Consider the following 17,949-nt stretch of genomic DNA (forward strand, 5'->3'; position numbering starts at 1 on the left):
CGCACGACGATGCCAGCCTATTCCTGTCGGCCCGCCCGTACGCTTCGCGGTCCCGCCCGTGCGCTCCCCCGGCTACGCGCTGCGCTGACGCCGGCGCACTGCCGAGATCGCGCGGTTGGTCTCCCGCAGGTCCTGCTTCTCACGCAGGGTCTGCCGCTTGTCGTACTCCTTCTTGCCCTTGGCGAGGGCGATCTCGACCTTGACCCGGCTGTCCTTGAAGTACAGCGCGAGCGGCACGATCGTGTGGCCCGTCTCGCCCGCCTTCGACTCCAGCTTGTCGATCTCCGCCCGGTGCATCAGCAGCTTGCGCTTGCGCTTGGCCGAGTGGTTGGTCCAGGTCCCCTGCACGTACTCGGGGATGTGGATGTTGTGCAGCCACGCCTCGCCCCCGTCGATCTGGACGAAGCCGTCCACCAGGGAGGCCCTGCCCAGCCGCAGCGACTTGACCTCGGTACCCATGAGTACGACACCGCACTCGTAGGTGTCGAGGATGTGGTAGTCGTGCCGCGCCTTCTTGTTCTGCGCGATGAGCTTGCGCCCTGTGTCCTTTTCCTTAGCCATAGTGCAGCCATTTTCGCACTACGACCCACCCCCGAGGCCACTCAATACCGTCTCGGCCCGCTGCTCGGCCCCGGAGCTGACCGCGAGGTCCGGGGTGATGCCATGGCCGTCGACGCCGCGGCCCGCCGGAGTGCGGTAGTGGCCGACGGTCAGTTCGGCCACCGAGCCGCCCGGGAGCTTGCTGGGCATCTGGACCGACCCCTTGCCGAAGGTGCGCGATCCGACGGTGACGGCGCGGCCCCGGTCCTGGAGCGCGCCGGTGAGGAGCTCGGCGGCACTCATCGTGCCGCCGTCGACGAGGACGACGAGGGGGCGGACGGTGTCGCCGCCCGGCTGCGCGTAGAGGGCACGCTGCTCGCCGTGCACGTCGTACGTGGCGACCAGGCCGCCGTCCAGGAAGGCGGAGGCGGCGGTGACGGCCTCGGTGACCAGGCCGCCGGAGTTGCCGCGGAGATCGAGGAGCACCCCGGCGCCCGCCGGTGCGTCCCGGACCGCGTCGCGGACCTCGGCGCCCGAACCCTTGGTGAACGAGTCGACCTCGATCAGTACAGCTGCGGAGGAATCGGAACGGTCCCGTCCGATTCGCCGCACGGTGACGGCCTCGGTGGTGAGCCTGGCCCGGCGCAGCGTCTCGGTCCGCAGGGCGGCGCCGCGCTGGACCCCCAGCACGAGCGTGGTGCCCGCGGCCGCCTCCGTACGGTCTCCGCGCAGCAGGGCGACGACCTCGGCGACGGGGCGCTTGTCGATCCGGTGGCCGTCGATCGTACGGAGCAGATCACCCGGCTCGATGCCGGCCCGGTCGGCGGGGCCGCCGGGCTGCACCCGGGCCACCTCGACCAGCCCGTCGGCGGAGCGTTTCGCGGCGATCCCGACGCCGGTGTACGAGCCGTCGAGTGCCTGCTCGAACTCCTCGTACTGCCGCTCGTCGTACACCGCGCCCCAGCGGTCGCCGCTGCGGCTGACGACCTCCTCGGCCGCCTCCTTACCGGACTTGCCGTCGGCCACGGCCCGGGCGGCGGCGTCGGCCACCTCGTCGCCGTCGACGGTGGAGGCGACGGAACGGGTCGCTATGTCCGAGGACTTCGCATCGCCGTGCGGCAGTGAGCCGGTGGCCGCCGCGGTGGCCAGCACGGTCGCGAAGACCAATGTCAGGGCCGCCCCGCGGCGCACGCCGCGGGGCCCGAAACATTGCGTGGGGCCCGACATGGCGTCGAGTCTAGGACAACGCCCCTGTGGCGCACGGCCGGTTGACCGCGCGCCACAGGGGCGCTTGTCACACCTTCAGGTACTTGCGGAGCGCGAAGAGAGCGGCAACGGCGGGCATCAGCAGACCGATTGCCAGGACCAGGGGCAGCTTGGTGAAGACCGCGTCCCAGCCGATGAAGTCGATCAGATTCAGCTTGCTCTGCAGCGCCAGACCGCCGTCGATCAGGAAGTACCGGCCGGCCAGCAGCATCACGCAGGCGAGCACACCACCGATGAGACCGGCGAACGCGGCCTCCATGATGAACGGCATCTGGATGTAGAAGCCGGAGGCTCCGACGAGCCGCATGATGCCGGTCTCGCGCCGTCGGCTGAACGCGGACACCCGGACGGTGTTCACGATCAGCATCAGCGCAATGACCAGCATCAGCGCCATCACGAAGAGGGCGGCCACATTCATGCCGTTCATCAGCTGGAAGAGGTTGTCCAGGATGGATCTCTGGTCCTGGACGGACTGCACCCCGTCACGGCCGGCGAAGGCGGTGGCGACGACCTTGTACTTCTTCGGGTCGTGGAGCTTGACCCGGAACGACTCCTGCATCTGGTCCGGCGTGATGTTGCTCGCCATGGGCGAGTCGCCGAACTGCTGCTGGTAGTGCTTGTACGCCTGGTCGGCCGACTCGTACGTGACCGTCTGGACGGCGTCCATCTTCTTGAGGTCGCCCTCGATCTCCTTCTTCTGCTGCGCGGTGACAGCGCCCTTGGCGCACTTGGGCGTCGAGGTCACATCACTCTTGCTGCACAGGAAGATCGAGACGTTGACCTTGTCGTACCAGTAGTCCTTCATCGTGCTGACCTGCTCGCGCATGAGCAGCGCGCCGCCGAACAGGGCGAGCGAGAGGGCGACGGAGACGACGACGGCGAAGGTCATCGTGAGGTTGCGACGGAGGCCGACGCCGATCTCCGACAGGACGAACTGGGCGCGCATGGCGTCCTTTCAGTGCTCGGTGCTCAGTGCTCAGTGCTGGTAGCCGTAGACGCCGCGGGCCTGGTCGCGTACGAGACGGCCCTGCTCCAGCTCGATGACGCGCTTGCGCATCTGGTCGACGATGTTCTGGTCGTGGGTCGCCATGATCACGGTGGTGCCGGTCCGGTTGATCCGGTCCAGCAGCTTCATGATGCCGACGGAGGTCTGCGGGTCGAGGTTGCCGGTCGGCTCGTCCGCGATCAGCAGCATCGGACGGTTCACGAACGCCCGCGCGATCGCCACGCGCTGCTGCTCACCACCGGAGAGCTCGCCGGGCATCCGGTCCTCCTTGCCGCCGAGGCCGACCAGGTCGAGAACCTGGGGCACCGCCTTGCGGATCTCACCGCGCGGCTTGCCGATGACCTCCTGCGCGAACGCCACGTTCTCCGCAACGGTCTTGTTGGGGAGAAGGCGGAAGTCCTGGAACACCGTGCCCAACTGGCGGCGCATGTGCGGCACCTTCCAGTTGGACATGCGCGCGAGGTCCTTGCCCAGGACGTGAACCATGCCCTGACTGGCGCGCTCTTCGCGGAGGATGAGTCGCATGAAGGTGGACTTGCCGGAGCCGGAGGAGCCCACCAGGAAGACGAACTCGCCCTTCTCGATATCGAGAGACACATCCCGTAGAGCGGGACGGCTCTGCTTCGGGTAGGTCTTGGAGACGTTGTCGAATCGGATCACGGATGCACCACGGTCGGCCGGGAGTAGGTGTGCGTGACCATACGCGAACCGGGCTGACGCGTGCAGGCGAGCGTCCGACGATGGGCGATTTATGACGGAACGGAACTGGCCAGAAGCGTGCCCGAAGCGCTACGGAACGGGTGATGTCCGGCGGGCCGCGCCGAAATCCGCGCGAGCTGGCACAGTGGTAGGGGGAACGGTTGCGTTTCCATGAGCGTTGTGCGGAGTGAAGGCGTATGCGGCTCCGCCGCGCGGGAGGAGGAAAGCGCATGACCTATGACCGACTGGTGTGCGCAAACTGCGCGGCGCCCGTGAACGAGGGCCGCTGCCCCGTATGCCGGGCAAGCCGCGCGCGGCTGCAGCAGGAACAGGAGCAGGGAATGTTCGCGGGGCTGAGCCCTGTGACGCTGGTGGCCCTGCTGGTGGTGCTGCTGGGCGCGCTGGCGCTGCTGGCGCACCAGACCGTCTAGCACCGGACCGTAGCCGCGGGCCGTCCGTCCGCCCGCAGGAGCCTGTACGCGTACGCAGAGGGGCCCGGGATGCCGACTGGCGTCCCGGGCCCCTCCGTGCGTGCCTGTACCGCGAGCGGCCCTTAGGCGACCGTACGGCCGTTCATCAGGCGCGGCAGGATCCGGAAGCCGATGCCTCCGGCAATCATCGTCGCGGCGCCGACCAGCAGGAACGTGGTCTCGGCGGCACCGGTCTCGGCGAGCTCGTCCTTGCCCTTGCCCTGCTCGACCGGCTGGTTGCCGGCGGAGTCGGGGGTGGTGTTGTCCGCGCACTTCGCGCCGTCGAGGTCGACGGTGCAGGTGTCGTCGCCACCGGTTGCGGAGCCGGAGGAGGCGTTACCGCCGGTCTGCTGACCGCCGGAGCCGCTGCCCGAGGACGTACCGGCATGGGTGCCGCCGTCGGTACCGGCGTTCGTACCCGCGTCGGTACCGGCGTTCGTACCCGCGTCGGTCCCAGCGTTCGTACCGGCGTCGGTGCCCGCGTCGGTCCCGGCGTTCGTACCGGCGTCGGTGCCCGCGTCGGTCCCAGCGTCCGTACCGGCGTCCGTACCGGCATCGGTACCCGCGTCCGTACCGGCATCGGTACCCGCGTCGGTGCCCGCGTCCGTACCGGCATCGGTACCCGCGTCGGTGCCCGCGTCCGTACCGGCATCGGTACCCGCGTCGGTCCCGGCGTCCGTACCAGCATCCGTACCGGCATCGGTGCCCGCGTCGGTCCCGGCGTCCGTACCAGCATCGGTACCGGCGTCCGTGCCCGCGTCGACGCCGCCGATCAGGCCTCCGTCGTCGCCGTCACCGTCGTTTACGTTCACACCGGCGTGAACGCCGTTGTCGCCGGCGTCCACGCCGATCCCGATGCCGATACCGGCGGCCTGCGCCACACCGGCAGCGGTGAGCGAGGCGCCCGCGGCGATCACCGCACCCGCGGCTATCCGCGCGACGCGTACTCGCGTCTTCTTGGTCATCTGCTGCTACCCCCAGTAGCTGTTCTCGTCAGTGGAGCAGCCATATGCGGGCCCCGGCTCTGCGGGGTTTGCTCCGAACGGCGCCACATAGAGCTGTGGTCATGCCGCCCGCCCCCGTTCACACCCGTCCCAGACATACGCATGCTGCCCTAGCACCCTGTCCACAGTTAAGGACTACGTCAAGGCCGTTCCGTTCAATGTGCACCGGTTTGGTGGCAGTTGACCCTCATTCAGAATCACGACTGTGACGCACTCACCACGGCGCCTGCGTAACTCGGAACCCCAACTCCCTTTCGCGGACCGCCTCGTACCCGTCCCCGACGAAAACGGCGGTGCCGGAACCCCCGTGGGGATTCCGGCACCGCCGTAAAAAATCAGGAGCAGGAACAGCCTGTTGGGGCCGCCTACTTCTCCCGCTGCTTGCGCCAGCGGATGCCCGCTTCCAGGAAGCCGTCGATCTCGCCGTTGAAGACCGCTTCCGGGTTGCCCATCTCGAACTCCGTACGCAGGTCCTTGACCATCTGGTACGGGTGCAGGACGTACGACCGCATCTGGTTGCCCCAGGAGTTGCCGCCGTCGCCCTTGAGGGCGTTCATCTTGGCCTGCTCCTCCTGGCGGCGGCGCTCAAGGAGCTTCGCCTGGAGGACGTTCATCGCGGATGCCTTGTTCTGGATCTGCGAGCGCTCGTTCTGGCAGGAGACGACGATGCCGGTCGGGAGGTGGGTCAGGCGCACCGCGGAGTCCGTGGTGTTGACGCCCTGGCCACCGGGGCCCGACGAGCGGTACACGTCGACGCGCAGCTCGGACTCGTCGATCTCGATGTGATCGGTCGTCTCGACCACCGGCAGCACCTCGACACCCGCGAAGGACGTCTGGCGGCGGCCCTGGTTGTCGAAGGGCGAGATCCGGACGAGCCGGTGGGTGCCCTGCTCGACGGAGAGCGTGCCGTAGGCGTACGGGATCTGCACGGCGAAGGTGGTCGACTTGATGCCGGCCTCTTCCGCGTACGACGTCTCGTAGACCTCGGTCTTGTAGCCGTGCCGCTCGGCCCAGCGGATGTACATGCGCTGGAGCTTCTCGGCGAAGTCGGCGGCGTCCACGCCACCGGCCTCGGCCCGGATGTTGACCAGGGCCTCGCGGGAGTCGTACTCGCCGGAGAGGAGCGTACGGACCTCCATCTCGTCCAGCGCCTTCTTGACGGACCCCAGCTCGGCCTCGGCCTCGGCCAGGGCGTCGGCGTCACCCTCGTCCTGGGCGAGCTCGAAGAGGACCTCGAGATCGTCGATCCGGCCGCGGAGGGCCTCGGTCTTGCGGACCTCGGCCTGGAGGTGCGAAAGCTTGCTGGTGATCTTCTGCGCCGCCTCCGGGTCGTCCCAGAGGGCAGGCGCGGCCGCCTGCTCCTCGAGCGCGGCGATGTCCGCCCTCAGCGCATCCAGGTCCAGGACGGCCTCGATCGACCCCATGGTCGAGGAGAGGGACTTCAGCTCTTCGGAAATATCGACGACTGCCACGGGTCCAGCGTAACGGCTGTCGGCACGGACATTCCTCGGACGGCATGATCACGACTCCGCGACGGTGCGGGCGGCGCATCCCCGGGCCGTACGGAGAAGGGATACCCAGGGGGCCCTGCGGCCCGGAAGCCCTCGGGAGCCATCAGGAACCGCCCCGCGGGGCCCCGCGGGGTCAGGGTGTTCCCGGTGCCGAGTGCTTCGTGTCCTGCGCAGGCGCGTCCGTGTCGTCGCCGCCCAGCGCCAGCCAGCCGCCCACGCCCAGTGCCACCACCAGCACCAGCGCCGCGGCGCCCAGCGTCAGGCGGCGCTTGCGGACGGCCGCGGACTTGTTGCGGGCCGAGCCGGGGCGGGGCCGGCCCGGGGAGCGGGGGGCCCTGGCCGTGCCCCGGGGGCCGCCGGAGAGCTCGTCGGGGGCCGGGACACGCATGCTCGTGTGGGTGTCGCGGTTGGAGTCGGTGGACGAGCCGGGGACGAGGGGGACCGCACCACGGCGGCGGGGTTCCTCGGGTGCGGGGGTGTACTGCTGCTCGTCGTACGTCTGGGGTTCCGGTTCGGTGTCCGGCTCGTCCACGTCCAGCGGCGGGATGCCGGCCAGCTGCGGGAGCTGCTCGCGCAGCCGGGCCGCGAGCTCGGAGGCGCGCAGCCGGGAGGCCGGGGCCTTGGCCAGGCACTGGACCAGGAGCTGCCAGAGCTCGTCGGGGATGCCGGGGAGCGGGACGACCGTCTCCGTGACATGGCGGCGCAGGACCGCGCCGGGGTGTCCGCCGCCGAAGGGTGTGAAGCCGGCGAGCAGTTCGTACAGGACCGTCGCGAGGGCGTAGATGTCGACGGCGGCGCGGGGCGGGAGGCCCTCGACTATCTCGGGAGCCAGATAGTCCGGCGTACCGATGATCTTGCTGGCCTTGGTGCGGCGCGGGGTGTCGATCAGCTTGGCCACACCGAAGTCGGTGAGCAGCGCCGGGTGCGAGCCGCCGGGGCCGAGCGGGCCCTCCATGTCGAGCAGGATGTTCTCCGGCTTGACGTCACGGTGGACCACCCCGGCTGCGTGCGCGGCGGCCAGGCCGTCGGCGACGTCCGCGATGATCGCGACGGCGGCCTCGGGCGCGAGACGGCGTTCGCGGTCGAGTCGGGTGCGCAGGTCCGTGCCGCGTACCAGGTTCATGACCAGTGCCAGGTCGTTGCCGTCCACCACGAGGTCGCGTACGGCGACGACATGTGGATGGTCCAGGCCGAGCAGGGCGGTGCGCTCCTGGACGAAGCGGCCCACGAGCTCCTGGTCGGACGCGAGGTCCTCGCGGAGCAGCTTGATGGCCACCGGGCCCTCGGGCCCGTCGCCGAGCCACACCGTGCCGGCGCTGCCGCGCCCCAAGATCTGGTGGGCGGTGTACCGGCTGCCGATATTCCGTGCCAAGACTGCTCCCTCAGCGGCTGGCGATGGACCGTCGCTCATGACCCCCGGTCGACAAAGTTACGCGTCGATCGGGGGGTTGAGTGCCCGGGATGGTGCCAACCTTCACTTCTGCGGGCGAAATGCGGTGGAAACTGGCCCCCAGAAGTCGATATAGCTACAGAGTTGATGATGTTCCGGCCACTCAGGGGCCGCTGCTGCCGCCCAGTTCCGAGACCCAGTCGGTCACGCTGGAGACGGCGTCACTGATCGCCTGCCAGTAGCTCTTGCCCTGGCCGATCCAGTCCTGCAGCGGGGTCAGTTCCCAGATCAGCCAGCTCGCGACGAACAGCAGCACCAGGGTGAACAGACAGCCCTTGAGGCAGCCGAGGCCGGGAATCTTCATCGGGTTGGCGCTGCGCTGCCTCGGCTCGCGAGGCTGACGCGGGGCCGGCTGCTGGGGCGGCGGCTGCTGCGGGGGCGCGTACTGCTGCCGCTGGTACTGCTGCTGGGGCTGGGGTTGCGGCTGGTACTGCTGCCGGGGCTGGGGGTACTGCTGCGGCTGCTGCTGGTACTGCTGATGCTGCGGCGGCTGCTGCCGTCGCTGAGGCTGCTGCTGGGGCTGGGGCTGGGACCGCTGGGGGCGGCGGCGCAGCGGGTCCTGGCCCGGGTCGAGGTACTGGACCTGCGTCTGCTCATTGCGGTCGCGGGCCGCCTGGAGCTGGGACTGCCAGGGGTGCGGCCCCTCGGGCTGCGGAGGGCCGTCCGGGTGCGGCGGTACGGGCGGCATGACCGAGGTCGGGTCGGCGTGCCCGCCCGCGCCCTGACCGGGGGCGTGCTGCATGACGCTGGTCGCGGCGTTCGGATCGTACGAGCCCGCGTTGCTCGGCAGCACCTGCGTCGGGTCGGCCGCGCCGGGGGTCTGGGGAACGGCCGCGGGCGCCGGGTCGGGTGCGAGCAGGGCGCCCACGCCGTCGGCCGCCGCGATCTGGGCGGAGTTGGCGTGCACACCGATGCCGGCCGCGACGGTGCGCAGCCCGCGGGCCAGGTTCTCGGCGCTGGGCCGCTGGTCCGGGTCCTTGCTCAGGCAGCGCTCTATCACCGTCCACAGCGGCGCCGGGACGGTGGTGGGGCGGCGGGGCTCCTCGCTGAGGTGCCGGTGCAGGACTTCGAGGGCGGTGCCGCCGGAGAACGGCGGGCGGCCGGTGACCAGCTCGTACAGCAGGATGCCCGCGCCGTAGATGTCGACGGCGGAGGTCTGCGGGCGCCCCTCGGCGGACTCGGGCGCCACATAGGCGGGCGTGCCGACGAACTCATGGGTCCGGGTGAGCCCCGGGGAGTCGGCCAGGCGCGCGATGCCGAAGTCGGTGAGCATCGGATGCATCTGGCCGTCGCGCTCGTCGAGCAGGACGTTGGCGGGCTTCAGGTCGCGGTGGACGACGCCGTCGGCGTGGCTGGCGGCGAGCGCGTCCGCGATCTGCGCGGTGAGCAGCGCGGCGGCGACCGGGGTGAGCGGGCCGTTCTCACGGAGGTAGCGGTGCAGGTCGGGGCCGTCGACCAGGTCCATGACGAGGGCGAGGAGGTCCCCCTCGACGACCAGGTCGCGGGTGCGCACGATGTTCTCGTGGGTGAGCCGGAGCAGCACGGAACGCTCGCGCAGGAACCGCATCACGACATCCGCGTCGTTGGCGAGCTCCTCCTTCAGGACCTTGATCGCCACGGTCTCGCCCGGCTGGCCGGCAACGGCCGCCTCGGCGCCTGCGGTCTCCCGCTGGCGGGCGCGCCAGACGGTGCCCGTGGCGCCGCGTCCCAGCGGCTCCTCGAGCAGGTACTTGCTGCCTACCGGCCGCACGTCATGCGCTCCCTGCTGATCGTGGTGCTTGCGGTGCTCCCGGGTCCGCCCGGGAGTTCCGGCCCACTCTAGTGGGGTGACCGGCGAGGTCGGGCTGGTCCGCCCGGTTGCCGTCGCCGCCCTCGTCCGCCGGGCCCGATCACCTCCTGGAGGAGGTACCGGCCGGTTGCGGAACAAGACGCTCACACCGGGCGGATGGTTGCCGTACACACGTGCGATGACCCGTTCCGGGCGCTCTCCCGGAACGGTTGCGCCACTGCGGAGAACGTTCCAAGCAGGCACTGAAGAACGTTGCAAGCAGGCACTTATGGGCGCACAGCCGACCTTTCAAGATCACTTAGCGGTGACCCCCGGGCGTGTTGTCAGTGGCAGGTGCGAGGATGCCTTCAGCACGGACTGTGGGGTAGGGAACCCTGCGGTACGTGACGAACCTGTACCGGACGACGCGTCCGTGTCGGGTGGGGGGAATCACAGGGCGTTTCCCCTGCCCGGCGCCCCGCGCAGAAGGGACCGCTGACGGCGATGCAGATCCGGCTGACCGTCCTCGCGCCGCGCAGCGGCCAGACCCCGGCGCGCGCCTGCGACGTGCTGGTCACCGCCCCGCCGGGAACGGCGCTGGCCACGGTGGCGTCCAATCTGGCCGCGGCCGTCTCCGGGCCCGACGGCTCGCTCGGCAGTGGTGCGGTGGTGCTGTTCGCCGGGCGTGAGCGGCTCGACGCGCAGCGGTGCGCGCTGGGTGAGCCCCCGCTGGTCGACGGAGCGGTGCTCTCGCTCCAGGTCCCGGGCGAGGACGAGGCGGCGGACGACGCCGTTCCGGCGCAGCTGCACGTGGTCGCGGGGCCCGACGCGGGCGGGGTCCATCTGCTGCACGGCGGGCAGATCCGGATCGGCCGCTCCGCCGACGCGGACGTCCCGCTCGACGACCCCGATGTGTCCCGGCTGCACTGCGCGGTGACGGTCTCCGCGGACGGCCTGGTCTCGGTGGCGGACCTGGGCTCCACCAACGGCACCTTGCTCGACGGTACGGAGGTCCGCGGCCGCCCGGTCCGCCTGAAGCCCGGCGCGCTGCTGCGGCTCGGCGAATCGACGCTCCGGCTGACCTCCGGCGCGCGTACGCCGACGCTGGCGACCGCCCCGGACGGTGAGGGACATCTGCGGGTGTCCGGTACCGCGGGCGCGGCCGCTGCCGACGGCGGCTCCGCCGAGGAGTACGGCTCCGGCCACGGGTACGCCCCGGCCGCCGCCCCCGGCTCCGGCCCCGCCACGCGCGTTGGGCCCGGCGACCGTCACACGTACGAGAGCGGCGAGGCCGGGTGGGCCGGCACCCGCCGTCAGTCCCCCTCCGAGCACTCCCCCCGCTTCCCGGACGACGGGACACCCCGACGGGGCGGGATAGGCGCCTGGGCGCGCAGACTCGCGGGCAACAAGGGCGAGCCGGTGCACGAGGCGACGCCCGACGAGACAGGCGCGGCCGAGCTGCCGTTCCCGGCCGCCGCCTCCCCCGCAGCGCCATCGGGATCCGCCGCGGAGAGCATCTGGCCCGACCCCGCGGCCGTGCTGCTGACCGCGCTCGGCCCCGGCCCCCGGCTGTGGGAGCGCGACACCGCGCACCCGGAGGCGCTCGTGGTGCGCCTGGGTACGACGGACCGGGCCGAGCTGCCCGCCGTGCCGGTGACCGTGGGGCTGCGGGAGGCCGGTTCCCTCGGGCTCGCCGGGCCGCGCACCCGGCTGGCCGGACTCGCCCGTTCGACGGTGGCGCAGCTCGCCGCGCTGCACTCCCCCGCCGATCTGGAGATCGTGCTGATCAGCACGGACCGCGCCCGCAGCGCGGACGAGCGCAGGCGCGAATGGGCCTGGCTCGGCTGGCTGCCCCATCTGCGCCCGATGCACGGCCAGGACTGCCGGCTGCTCCTCGCGTACGACCGCGAGCAGGCCCTCGCCCGTACGACGGAGCTGGTGCGCCGGCTGGACGACGGGCCGCTGGGGCCCGGCTGGGCAAGCCTGGACCGGAGCACAGTCGCCGAGGCCGCCGGGCAGCACTCGGGTCCGTACACCGTGGTGATCGTCGACGGTGACCCCGGCTCGGCGGTGCTGCGTGAGAACACCGCCCGGCTGGCCGCCGCGGGTGCCGCTGCCGGAATCCATCTGATCTGTCTGGCCGAGACCCCGGCCGCCACGCCCACCTCACCGGTCGCGGCGACGTACGAGGCCGCCTGCCACGCCTCGATCGCGTTCCGCGAGTGCGGGGCGGTGGCGATGCTGAGCGGCGATGTGGCGACGGCACTGCGGCTGCTGCGTACGGCGGACGGCCGGGCCGCGGGCCGGGGCACGGTCGCCTCGGTGGACGCGGTGTCGGCGCACTGGGCCGAGCGGTTCGGCCGGGCGCTGGCCCCGCTGCGTACGGAGGGATCGGCGGCGGCCCACGGCCGGTCCGCGTCGGCCGCGCTCCCGCCGACCGCCCGCCTGCTGGACGAACTGGGCCTGGCGCGTGCCACCCCGGCCTCCCTGATGGCCCGCTGGGCCTCCACTGCCGACGACCAGCCCGGCGCCACGGTCCGCGGTTCGGGCCGCTGGACGGGCGGGCCGGCGGGCGCCGGTGGCGGCAGGGATGCGGCCGACGCGGATGCCCGCGGTTCGGGCCGTACGGAGTACCCGGGCAGCGCGGGCCCCCGCGTCGGCGCCCAGCGCACAGGCGGCGCACCGGGGCCGGACCGCGCGGGCGGGTACGCCCCCGGCTCGGGGCGCACCCCGTACCCCGGCAGCGAGACCACCACCCACGTCGGCACCGCGGGCCACGGCCTCGCGCGCGACGACGGCCACGACAGCCGCGGCTCCGGACGCACCCCGTACCCCGGCACCTCCGCCCCCCGTGTCAGCGGCGGGCTCTACGGCAGTTCGCCCGAGGCCACCCCGGGCTCCCGCACCGTTCCCGGGTCCGGTACCTGGGGCGGTGGTGATGTCCAGGGGGCCGACGGTCTCCGTTCCGCCGGATCCGGGCGGACCTCGAACCGGGTCAGCGGACCGCGCGGCGGCGACACACCCCAGGTCGCGGCGCGAAGCGCCGTGGACACAAGCGCGGGCACTGGCGCGCCCGCAGCCGCCTCCGCCGAAGGCACCGCCGCCGGGCGGCCCGTCGTGGTGCTCGGGGCCGGGCCCCGGGGCGCGGTCAGTGTGGATCTGGCGGAGGAGGGCCCCCATCTCCTCATCGAGGGGCCGGCCGGCAGCGGACGTACGGAGCTGCTGCGGGCCGTCGCCGCCTCGCTGGCCGCGGCCGCCCGGCCCGACCGGCTGGGCATACTCCTGGTCGACGGCGCCGGCGGCGAGCGCGGCGAGAGCCTGCGCCCGTGTACCGAACTCCCGCACGCGTTCACGCACCTGGTGGCCTCGGATCCGGTACGGATGCGCGAGTTCGCGCAGGCCCTGGGCGGAGAACTGAAGCGGCGCGCCGAGCTGCTCGGCCAGTACGACTTCACCGAGTGGCACCACCGGCACGAGGTGGCGCGGCGGATGGTCGGCCAGCGCCCGCCGAGCGCCGCGGAACAGCGCGGAGACGTGGACTCCACGATGAGCGGGACGCTCCGGCTGCGGCCCGCCGCCGCGCGGTCCACGGACCTCGGCCCCTCCCCACTGCCCCGGCTCGTCGTCCTGGTCGATGACTTCGACGCGCTGGTCGCCCCGGCGCTCGGCAGCCCCGGCCGCCCCGCCGCGGGTTCGGTCGTACGGGCCCTGGAGGCCGTGGCCAGGGACGGCGGCCGGCTCGGCGTCCACCTGGTCGCGACGTCCGCCCGCCCCGACCGTACGGAGGACACGGACCTGGCCCATGGGGCCCGGCTGCGGATCGTGCTCGACGCGCCGGTCGTCCCGCCGTCGCCGGAGGATCCGGCGCCCGGACGTGGCCGGCTGGGGCATCCGGACGGGCGCGTGACACCGTTCCAGGGCGGCAGGGTGACGGGGCGCATTCCGCGTACGGCGACGCTGCGCCCCACCGTCGTCCCGCTGGAGTGGGAGCGGATGGGCGACCCGCCGACCCGGCGCCCGGTCCGCGAGCTGGGCAACGGTCCGACGGACCTGGCGCTGCTGGCCAGTGCGCTGGAGCGGGCGGCCCGGTCGGTGAACGCCGAGCCGATAGCCCCGTTCGGGCCCGTCCATTCCTGAGGGGCGCCGGGTCCGGACATCCACTGACATCACGTCACGAGCCCATTACGATCAAGGAGTTGACACGAGAAGCGGTATTGCGGCACCCGTACACCGGGCGTAGGACTGTGCGCACACAACGATGTGAGAGACGGGGAAGCAATGCGCACAACCCTTCGGATCAGCAGGGCCGCCGCGGTGTTCACCGCCATCGGCGCACTGGCCCTCACCGGTTGCAGTGACGACGGCAGCGGAAAAGACAAGTCGGACAAGAGCTCCGAGGGCGGCAAGGGGAGCTCGTCGAGCGTCGTACTGCCGAAACTGGACGGCGAGAAGCTCTCGGTCGCGGCGGTCTGGACCGGCGTCGAGCAGGCCAACTTCGTCAAGGTCCTCAAGGAGTTCGAGAAGCGCACGGGGGCGTCCGTCACCTTCGTCCCGGCGCAGGACCCGATCGTCAACTTCCTCGGTACGAAGATCGCGGGAGGTCAGCCGCCGGACGTCGCGATGATCCCGCAGGTGGGCGCGATCCAGCAGGCCGCCCAGAAGAAGTGGGCCAAGCCGGTCGGTGCCGAGGCCAAGGCCCAGCTGGCCAAGAACTACTCGAAGGTCTGGCAGGACCTCGGTGCGGTGGGCGGCACCCAGTACGGCGTCTACTTCAAGGCCGCCAACAAGTCCCTGATCTGGTACAACACCAAGGCGTTCGAGAACGCGGGCGCGGCTGAGCCGAAGACCTGGAAGGACTTCCTGGCGACGGCCGAGACGGTCTCCGCCTCGGGTGTCACCCCGGTCTCGGTCGGCGGCGCGGACGGCTGGACCCTCACCGACTGGTTCGAGAACATCTATCTCTCCCAGGCGGGCCCGGAGAAGTACGACCAGCTGGCCCAGCACAAGATCAAGTGGACGGACCCGTCCGTCAAGGACGCCCTGACCACGCTCGCGCAGCTCTTCGGCAAGCCGTCGCTGATCGCGGGCGGCGCCGACGGTGCGCTGCAGACGGAGTTCCCTGCCTCGGTCACCCAGACCTTCACCGGCGGTGACCAGCCCAAGGCCGCGATGGTCTACGAGGGCGACTTCGTGGCCGTCAACATCGCGCAGACGAAGGCGAAGATCGGGACCGACGCCAAGGTGTTCCCGTTCCCGGCGGTCGGCGCCGAATCCCCCGTCGTGACGGGTGGCGACGCGGCGGTGGCACTGAAGGACGGCAAGGGCGCCCAGGCCCTGCTGACCTGGCTGGCCTCGACCGACGCGGCGAAGATCATGGCTGAGCAGGGCGGGTTCATCTCGCCGAACAAGGCCCTGGACGCCGCCGCGTACCCGAACGAGGTGCAGCGCACGATGGCGAAGGCGCTGGTCGCGGCTGGTGACGCCGTCCGGTTCGACATGTCCGACCAGGCCCCGCAGTCGTTCGGCGGGACGCCCGGGAAGGGTGAGTGGAAGACCCTCCAGGACTTCCTGAAGAACCCGAAGGACATCGCGGGGACTCAAGCGAAGCTGGAGTCCGACGCGGCCAAGGCGTACAAGAGCTGACGGGATGACGACAGCCGCAGCGGGGGGCGCCGACGCGGCGCCCCCCGCCGACAAGCATCCGTCCGGACAGCCGTCGCTGCCCGCACCCAGGAAGCCGTCCGATGCCTCGGCCGGCGGCCCGGGACGCAGTCGCAGGAGTGTGACCGGCACCCGCCGGATCATCGCGACGCTGTTCCTGGCGCCCGCGCTGGTGCTGCTGGGCGCGCTCGTGGTCTATCCGATCGTGTACTCCGTCTACCGGTCGTTCTTCGACCAGGCGGGTACGGGCTTCGCCGGACTCGACAACTACAAGGCGCTGTTCACGGACGACACCATCCGTACGGCGGTCAAGAACAACGCGATCTGGGTCGTGTTCGCGCCGACGGTCTCCACGGTCCTCGGGCTGATCTTCGCGGTGCTGACGGAGCGGATCCGCTGGGGCACGGCGTTCAAGCTGGTCGTCTTCATGCCGATGGCGATCTCCATGCTCGCCGCGGGCATCATCTTCCGGCTGGTGTACGACGCGGCCCCGGAGCGCGGGGTCGCCAACGCCGTATGGGTGGGTGTGCACGACACGTTCGCCGAGTCGGCGGGCTACCCGAAGGCGCATCCGCTGCCCGTCCACCCGCTCAAAGCGGGCGGCGGCGGCTCGTTCGTCACCAAGGTGCCGGTACGGGCCGGGCAGCCGGTGCAACTACCGCTGGTCGGTGTGGCACCGGCGAAGATGCCGACGGACGCGAAGCCCGCGAAGCCCGCCGCGGCGGGGGCCGGGAAGATCACCGGTACCGCGTGGCTGGACTTCACCAGGGGCGGCGGCGGCAGGCCCAATGTCATCGACGCCAAGGAGCTGGGGCTCAAGGGTCTCAAGGTCGAGGCGGTCAAGGACGGCAAGGTGGTCGCCTCGGCGACGGCGGGCGCGGACGGTACGTTCACCCTGCCCGCGTCGGCGGACGGCGCCGAACTCCGTCTCCCCGCCTCCAACTTCAAGGAGCCGTACAACGGAGTCGAGTGGCTCGGCCCGACCCTCGTCACACCGGGGATCATCGGCTCCTACGTGTGGATGTGGGCCGGGTTCGCGATGGTGCTGATCGCTGCGGGCCTGGCGGGCCTGCCGCGTGAACTCCTCGAAGCGGCCCGGGTGGACGGCGCGAACGAGTGGCAGGTGTTCCGCAGGATCACGGTGCCGATGCTCGCGCCTGTTCTCGCGGTGGTGCTGGTCACGTTGATGATCAACGTCCTGAAGATCTTCGACCTGGTCTTCATCATCGCGCCGGGCTCCTCGCAGGACGACGCGAACGTGCTGGCGCTCCAGCTCTACCGCTCCTCGTTCGGCACGGACGCGGACCTGGGGATCGGCAGCGCCATCGCCGTACTCCTGCTGCTGCTGGTACTCCCGGTGATGTTCTTCAATGTCCGCCGGATCCGGAAGGAGGGGCGGCGATGACGAGAGCATCGAACACGACCGCCATCCCCTGCCGGGGGTCCGGGGGTTGCCCCCCGGGACAGCACAGCAATGTCCGCCGGATCCGGAAGGAGGGGCGCCGATGACGACAGCGTCGAACACGGCCACGAGCACGACAGCCGCAACCGCACCGGTGAAGGCCGAGCAGTCCCTCGGTGCACGCATCGCCGCCCGCGCCGGCGGCGGTGTGATGCGGGTCTTCCTCATCCTGGTGGGCCTGTTCTGGCTGATGCCGACCATCGGGCTGCTGCTGTCCTCGCTGCGCGGCGCGGACGACATCGCGTCGACCGGCTGGTGGAAGATCTTCACGGCCCCGTCCCAGCTCACCTTCGACAACTACTCCAGGCTGCTGGACAATTCGACCATCACCCACTCCCTCCTCAGCACGGTCATGATCACCGTCCCGGCCACCGTCCTGGTCGTCGTGATCGGCTCACTGGCCGGATACGCCTTCGCCTGGATGGAGTTCCCCGGCCGCGACTGGTGGTTCCTGGTGGTCGTGGGGCTGTTGGTGGTGCCGGTGCAGGTCGCCCTGGTCCCGGTTTCCAAGCTCTTCGGCGCGGTCGGGATCTTCGAGACGACCTTCGGCGTGATCATCTTCCACACGGCCTTCGGTCTGCCCTTCGCGATCTTCCTGCTGCGGAACTTCTTCGCGGAGATCCCGAGGGAGCTGCTGGAGGCGGCCCGGCTCGACGGGGCGGGCGAGATCCGGCTCTTCACCCGGGTCGTGATGCCGCTGGGCGGTCCGGCGATCGCCTCGCTCGGGATCTTCCAGTTCCTCTGGGTGTGGAACGACATGCTGGTCGCACTGATCTTCGCGGACTCCGGCTCCCCGCCGATCACGGTGGCCCTGCAGCAGCAGGTACGGCAGTTCGGCAACAACATCGATGTGCTGGCGCCCGGCGCCTTCGTGTCGATGGTGATTCCGCTCGCGGTCTTCTTCGCCTTCCAGCGTCAGTTCGTCTCCGGCGTGATGGCGGGCGCGGTGAAGTAGGCAGTACGCACAGCTGTACGTCAATGTGGGGCGGCCCTGTTCACCACAACAGGACCGCCCCACCTGCCACTTCGTGGATTTGCCACGTTTTGGCGTAACCCTGTCACTCCATCGGACGTTTGCGGACCACCCGCCCGCGCTGCGAACGACCCATGGA

The 17,949-nt window shown here is 71.1% G+C and carries 13 protein-coding genes; 5 read left to right on the plus strand and 8 right to left on the minus strand.

The genetic code is table 11. The features are described from left to right. Nucleotides 1–72: 72 nt before the first annotated feature. From smpB to ftsE, 4 genes are all read right to left on the minus strand, one after another. On the minus strand, nt 73–561 hold the full coding sequence (gene smpB / locus ACGFU7_RS08170) for an SsrA-binding protein SmpB (RefSeq protein WP_393693475.1): 489 nt from the start codon (nt 559–561) through the stop codon (nt 73–75). A gap of 18 nt (nt 562–579) precedes the next feature. After that, on the minus strand, nt 580–1,767 hold the full coding sequence (locus ACGFU7_RS08175; protein ID WP_393693477.1) for a S41 family peptidase: 1,188 nt from the start codon (nt 1,765–1,767) through the stop codon (nt 580–582). A 67-nt stretch (nt 1,768–1,834) separates the two neighbouring features. After that, nucleotides 1,835–2,752: a permease-like cell division protein FtsX gene (gene ftsX / locus ACGFU7_RS08180; RefSeq protein WP_393693479.1), complete on the minus strand. Its 918-nt coding sequence runs from the start codon at nt 2,750–2,752 to the stop codon at nt 1,835–1,837. Between the two features lie 30 nt (nt 2,753–2,782). Next, nucleotides 2,783–3,472 (minus strand): cell division ATP-binding protein FtsE, encoded by a 690-nt coding sequence (gene ftsE, locus ACGFU7_RS08185; protein WP_024489199.1) that lies wholly within the window; start codon nt 3,470–3,472, stop codon nt 2,783–2,785. A gap of 269 nt (nt 3,473–3,741) precedes the next feature. Between ftsE and ACGFU7_RS08190 the strand changes: the two genes are divergently transcribed. Beyond that, nucleotides 3,742–3,942 (plus strand): hypothetical protein, encoded by a 201-nt coding sequence (locus ACGFU7_RS08190; protein WP_266361154.1) that lies wholly within the window; start codon nt 3,742–3,744, stop codon nt 3,940–3,942. A gap of 122 nt (nt 3,943–4,064) precedes the next feature. On the opposite strand, the gene ACGFU7_RS08195 is transcribed toward ACGFU7_RS08190, so the two are convergent. From ACGFU7_RS08195 to ACGFU7_RS08210, 4 genes are all read right to left on the minus strand, one after another. Next, the gene (locus ACGFU7_RS08195; RefSeq protein WP_393693481.1) at nt 4,065–4,946 is read right to left on the minus strand and encodes a hypothetical protein; all 882 of its coding nucleotides are present in this window, start codon (nt 4,944–4,946) and stop codon (nt 4,065–4,067) included. 404 nt (nt 4,947–5,350) lie between these two features. Next, on the minus strand, nt 5,351–6,457 hold the full coding sequence (gene prfB, locus ACGFU7_RS08200; protein WP_393693483.1) for a peptide chain release factor 2: 1,107 nt from the start codon (nt 6,455–6,457) through the stop codon (nt 5,351–5,353). Nucleotides 6,458–6,629: 172 nt separating this feature from the next. Then, nucleotides 6,630–7,868, minus strand: coding sequence for a serine/threonine-protein kinase (locus tag ACGFU7_RS08205; RefSeq protein WP_393693485.1), 1,239 nt, complete (start codon nt 7,866–7,868; stop codon nt 6,630–6,632). A 181-nt stretch (nt 7,869–8,049) separates the two neighbouring features. Further along, entirely contained in the window at nt 8,050–9,696 is a 1,647-nt protein-coding gene (locus ACGFU7_RS08210) for a serine/threonine-protein kinase (protein WP_393693487.1), read from the minus strand. Between the two features lie 522 nt (nt 9,697–10,218). Between ACGFU7_RS08210 and ACGFU7_RS08215 the strand changes: the two genes are divergently transcribed. The 4 genes from ACGFU7_RS08215 (at nt 10,219) to ACGFU7_RS08230 (ending at nt 17,792) form a co-directional block, all read left to right on the plus strand. After that, nucleotides 10,219–13,851 (plus strand): FtsK/SpoIIIE domain-containing protein, encoded by a 3,633-nt coding sequence (locus ACGFU7_RS08215; RefSeq protein WP_393693489.1) that lies wholly within the window; start codon nt 10,219–10,221, stop codon nt 13,849–13,851. A gap of 141 nt (nt 13,852–13,992) precedes the next feature. After that, nucleotides 13,993–15,357, plus strand: coding sequence for an ABC transporter substrate-binding protein (locus tag ACGFU7_RS08220; RefSeq protein WP_393693491.1), 1,365 nt, complete (start codon nt 13,993–13,995; stop codon nt 15,355–15,357). 4 nt (nt 15,358–15,361) lie between these two features. Then, a complete protein-coding gene (locus ACGFU7_RS08225; protein ID WP_393693493.1) occupies nt 15,362–16,780 on the plus strand; it encodes a carbohydrate ABC transporter permease in 1,419 nt (472 codons plus the stop codon). A 100-nt stretch (nt 16,781–16,880) separates the two neighbouring features. Further along, complete coding sequence (locus ACGFU7_RS08230; RefSeq protein ID WP_393693495.1) at nt 16,881–17,792, plus strand: carbohydrate ABC transporter permease; 912 nt, start codon at nt 16,881–16,883, stop codon at nt 17,790–17,792. The last annotated feature ends 157 nt before the right edge of the window (nt 17,793–17,949 follow it).

The organism is Streptomyces sp. NPDC048473 (assembly GCF_043200155.1).
In the GTDB taxonomy this organism is placed as follows: Bacteria; Actinomycetota; Actinomycetes; order Streptomycetales; family Streptomycetaceae; genus Streptomyces.

Bases quoted from the DNA above. Each gene is read 5' to 3' on its own strand.
- smpB (WP_393693475.1), bottom strand. From the start codon at position 561: ATGGCTAAGGAAAAGGACACAGGGCGCAAGCTCATCGCGCAGAACAAG.
- ACGFU7_RS08175 (WP_393693477.1), bottom strand. From the start codon at position 1,767: ATGTCGGGCCCCACGCAATGTTTCGGGCCCCGCGGCGTGCGCCGCGGG.
- ftsX (WP_393693479.1), bottom strand. From the start codon at position 2,752: ATGCGCGCCCAGTTCGTCCTGTCGGAGATCGGCGTCGGCCTCCGTCGC.
- ACGFU7_RS08190 (WP_266361154.1), top strand. From the start codon at position 3,742: ATGACCTATGACCGACTGGTGTGCGCAAACTGCGCGGCGCCCGTGAAC.
- ACGFU7_RS08195 (WP_393693481.1), bottom strand. From the start codon at position 4,946: ATGACCAAGAAGACGCGAGTACGCGTCGCGCGGATAGCCGCGGGTGCG.
- ACGFU7_RS08215 (WP_393693489.1), top strand. From the start codon at position 10,219: ATGCAGATCCGGCTGACCGTCCTCGCGCCGCGCAGCGGCCAGACCCCG.
- ACGFU7_RS08220 (WP_393693491.1), top strand. From the start codon at position 13,993: ATGCGCACAACCCTTCGGATCAGCAGGGCCGCCGCGGTGTTCACCGCC.
- ACGFU7_RS08225 (WP_393693493.1), top strand. From the start codon at position 15,362: ATGACGACAGCCGCAGCGGGGGGCGCCGACGCGGCGCCCCCCGCCGAC.
- ACGFU7_RS08230 (WP_393693495.1), top strand. From the start codon at position 16,881: ATGACGACAGCGTCGAACACGGCCACGAGCACGACAGCCGCAACCGCA.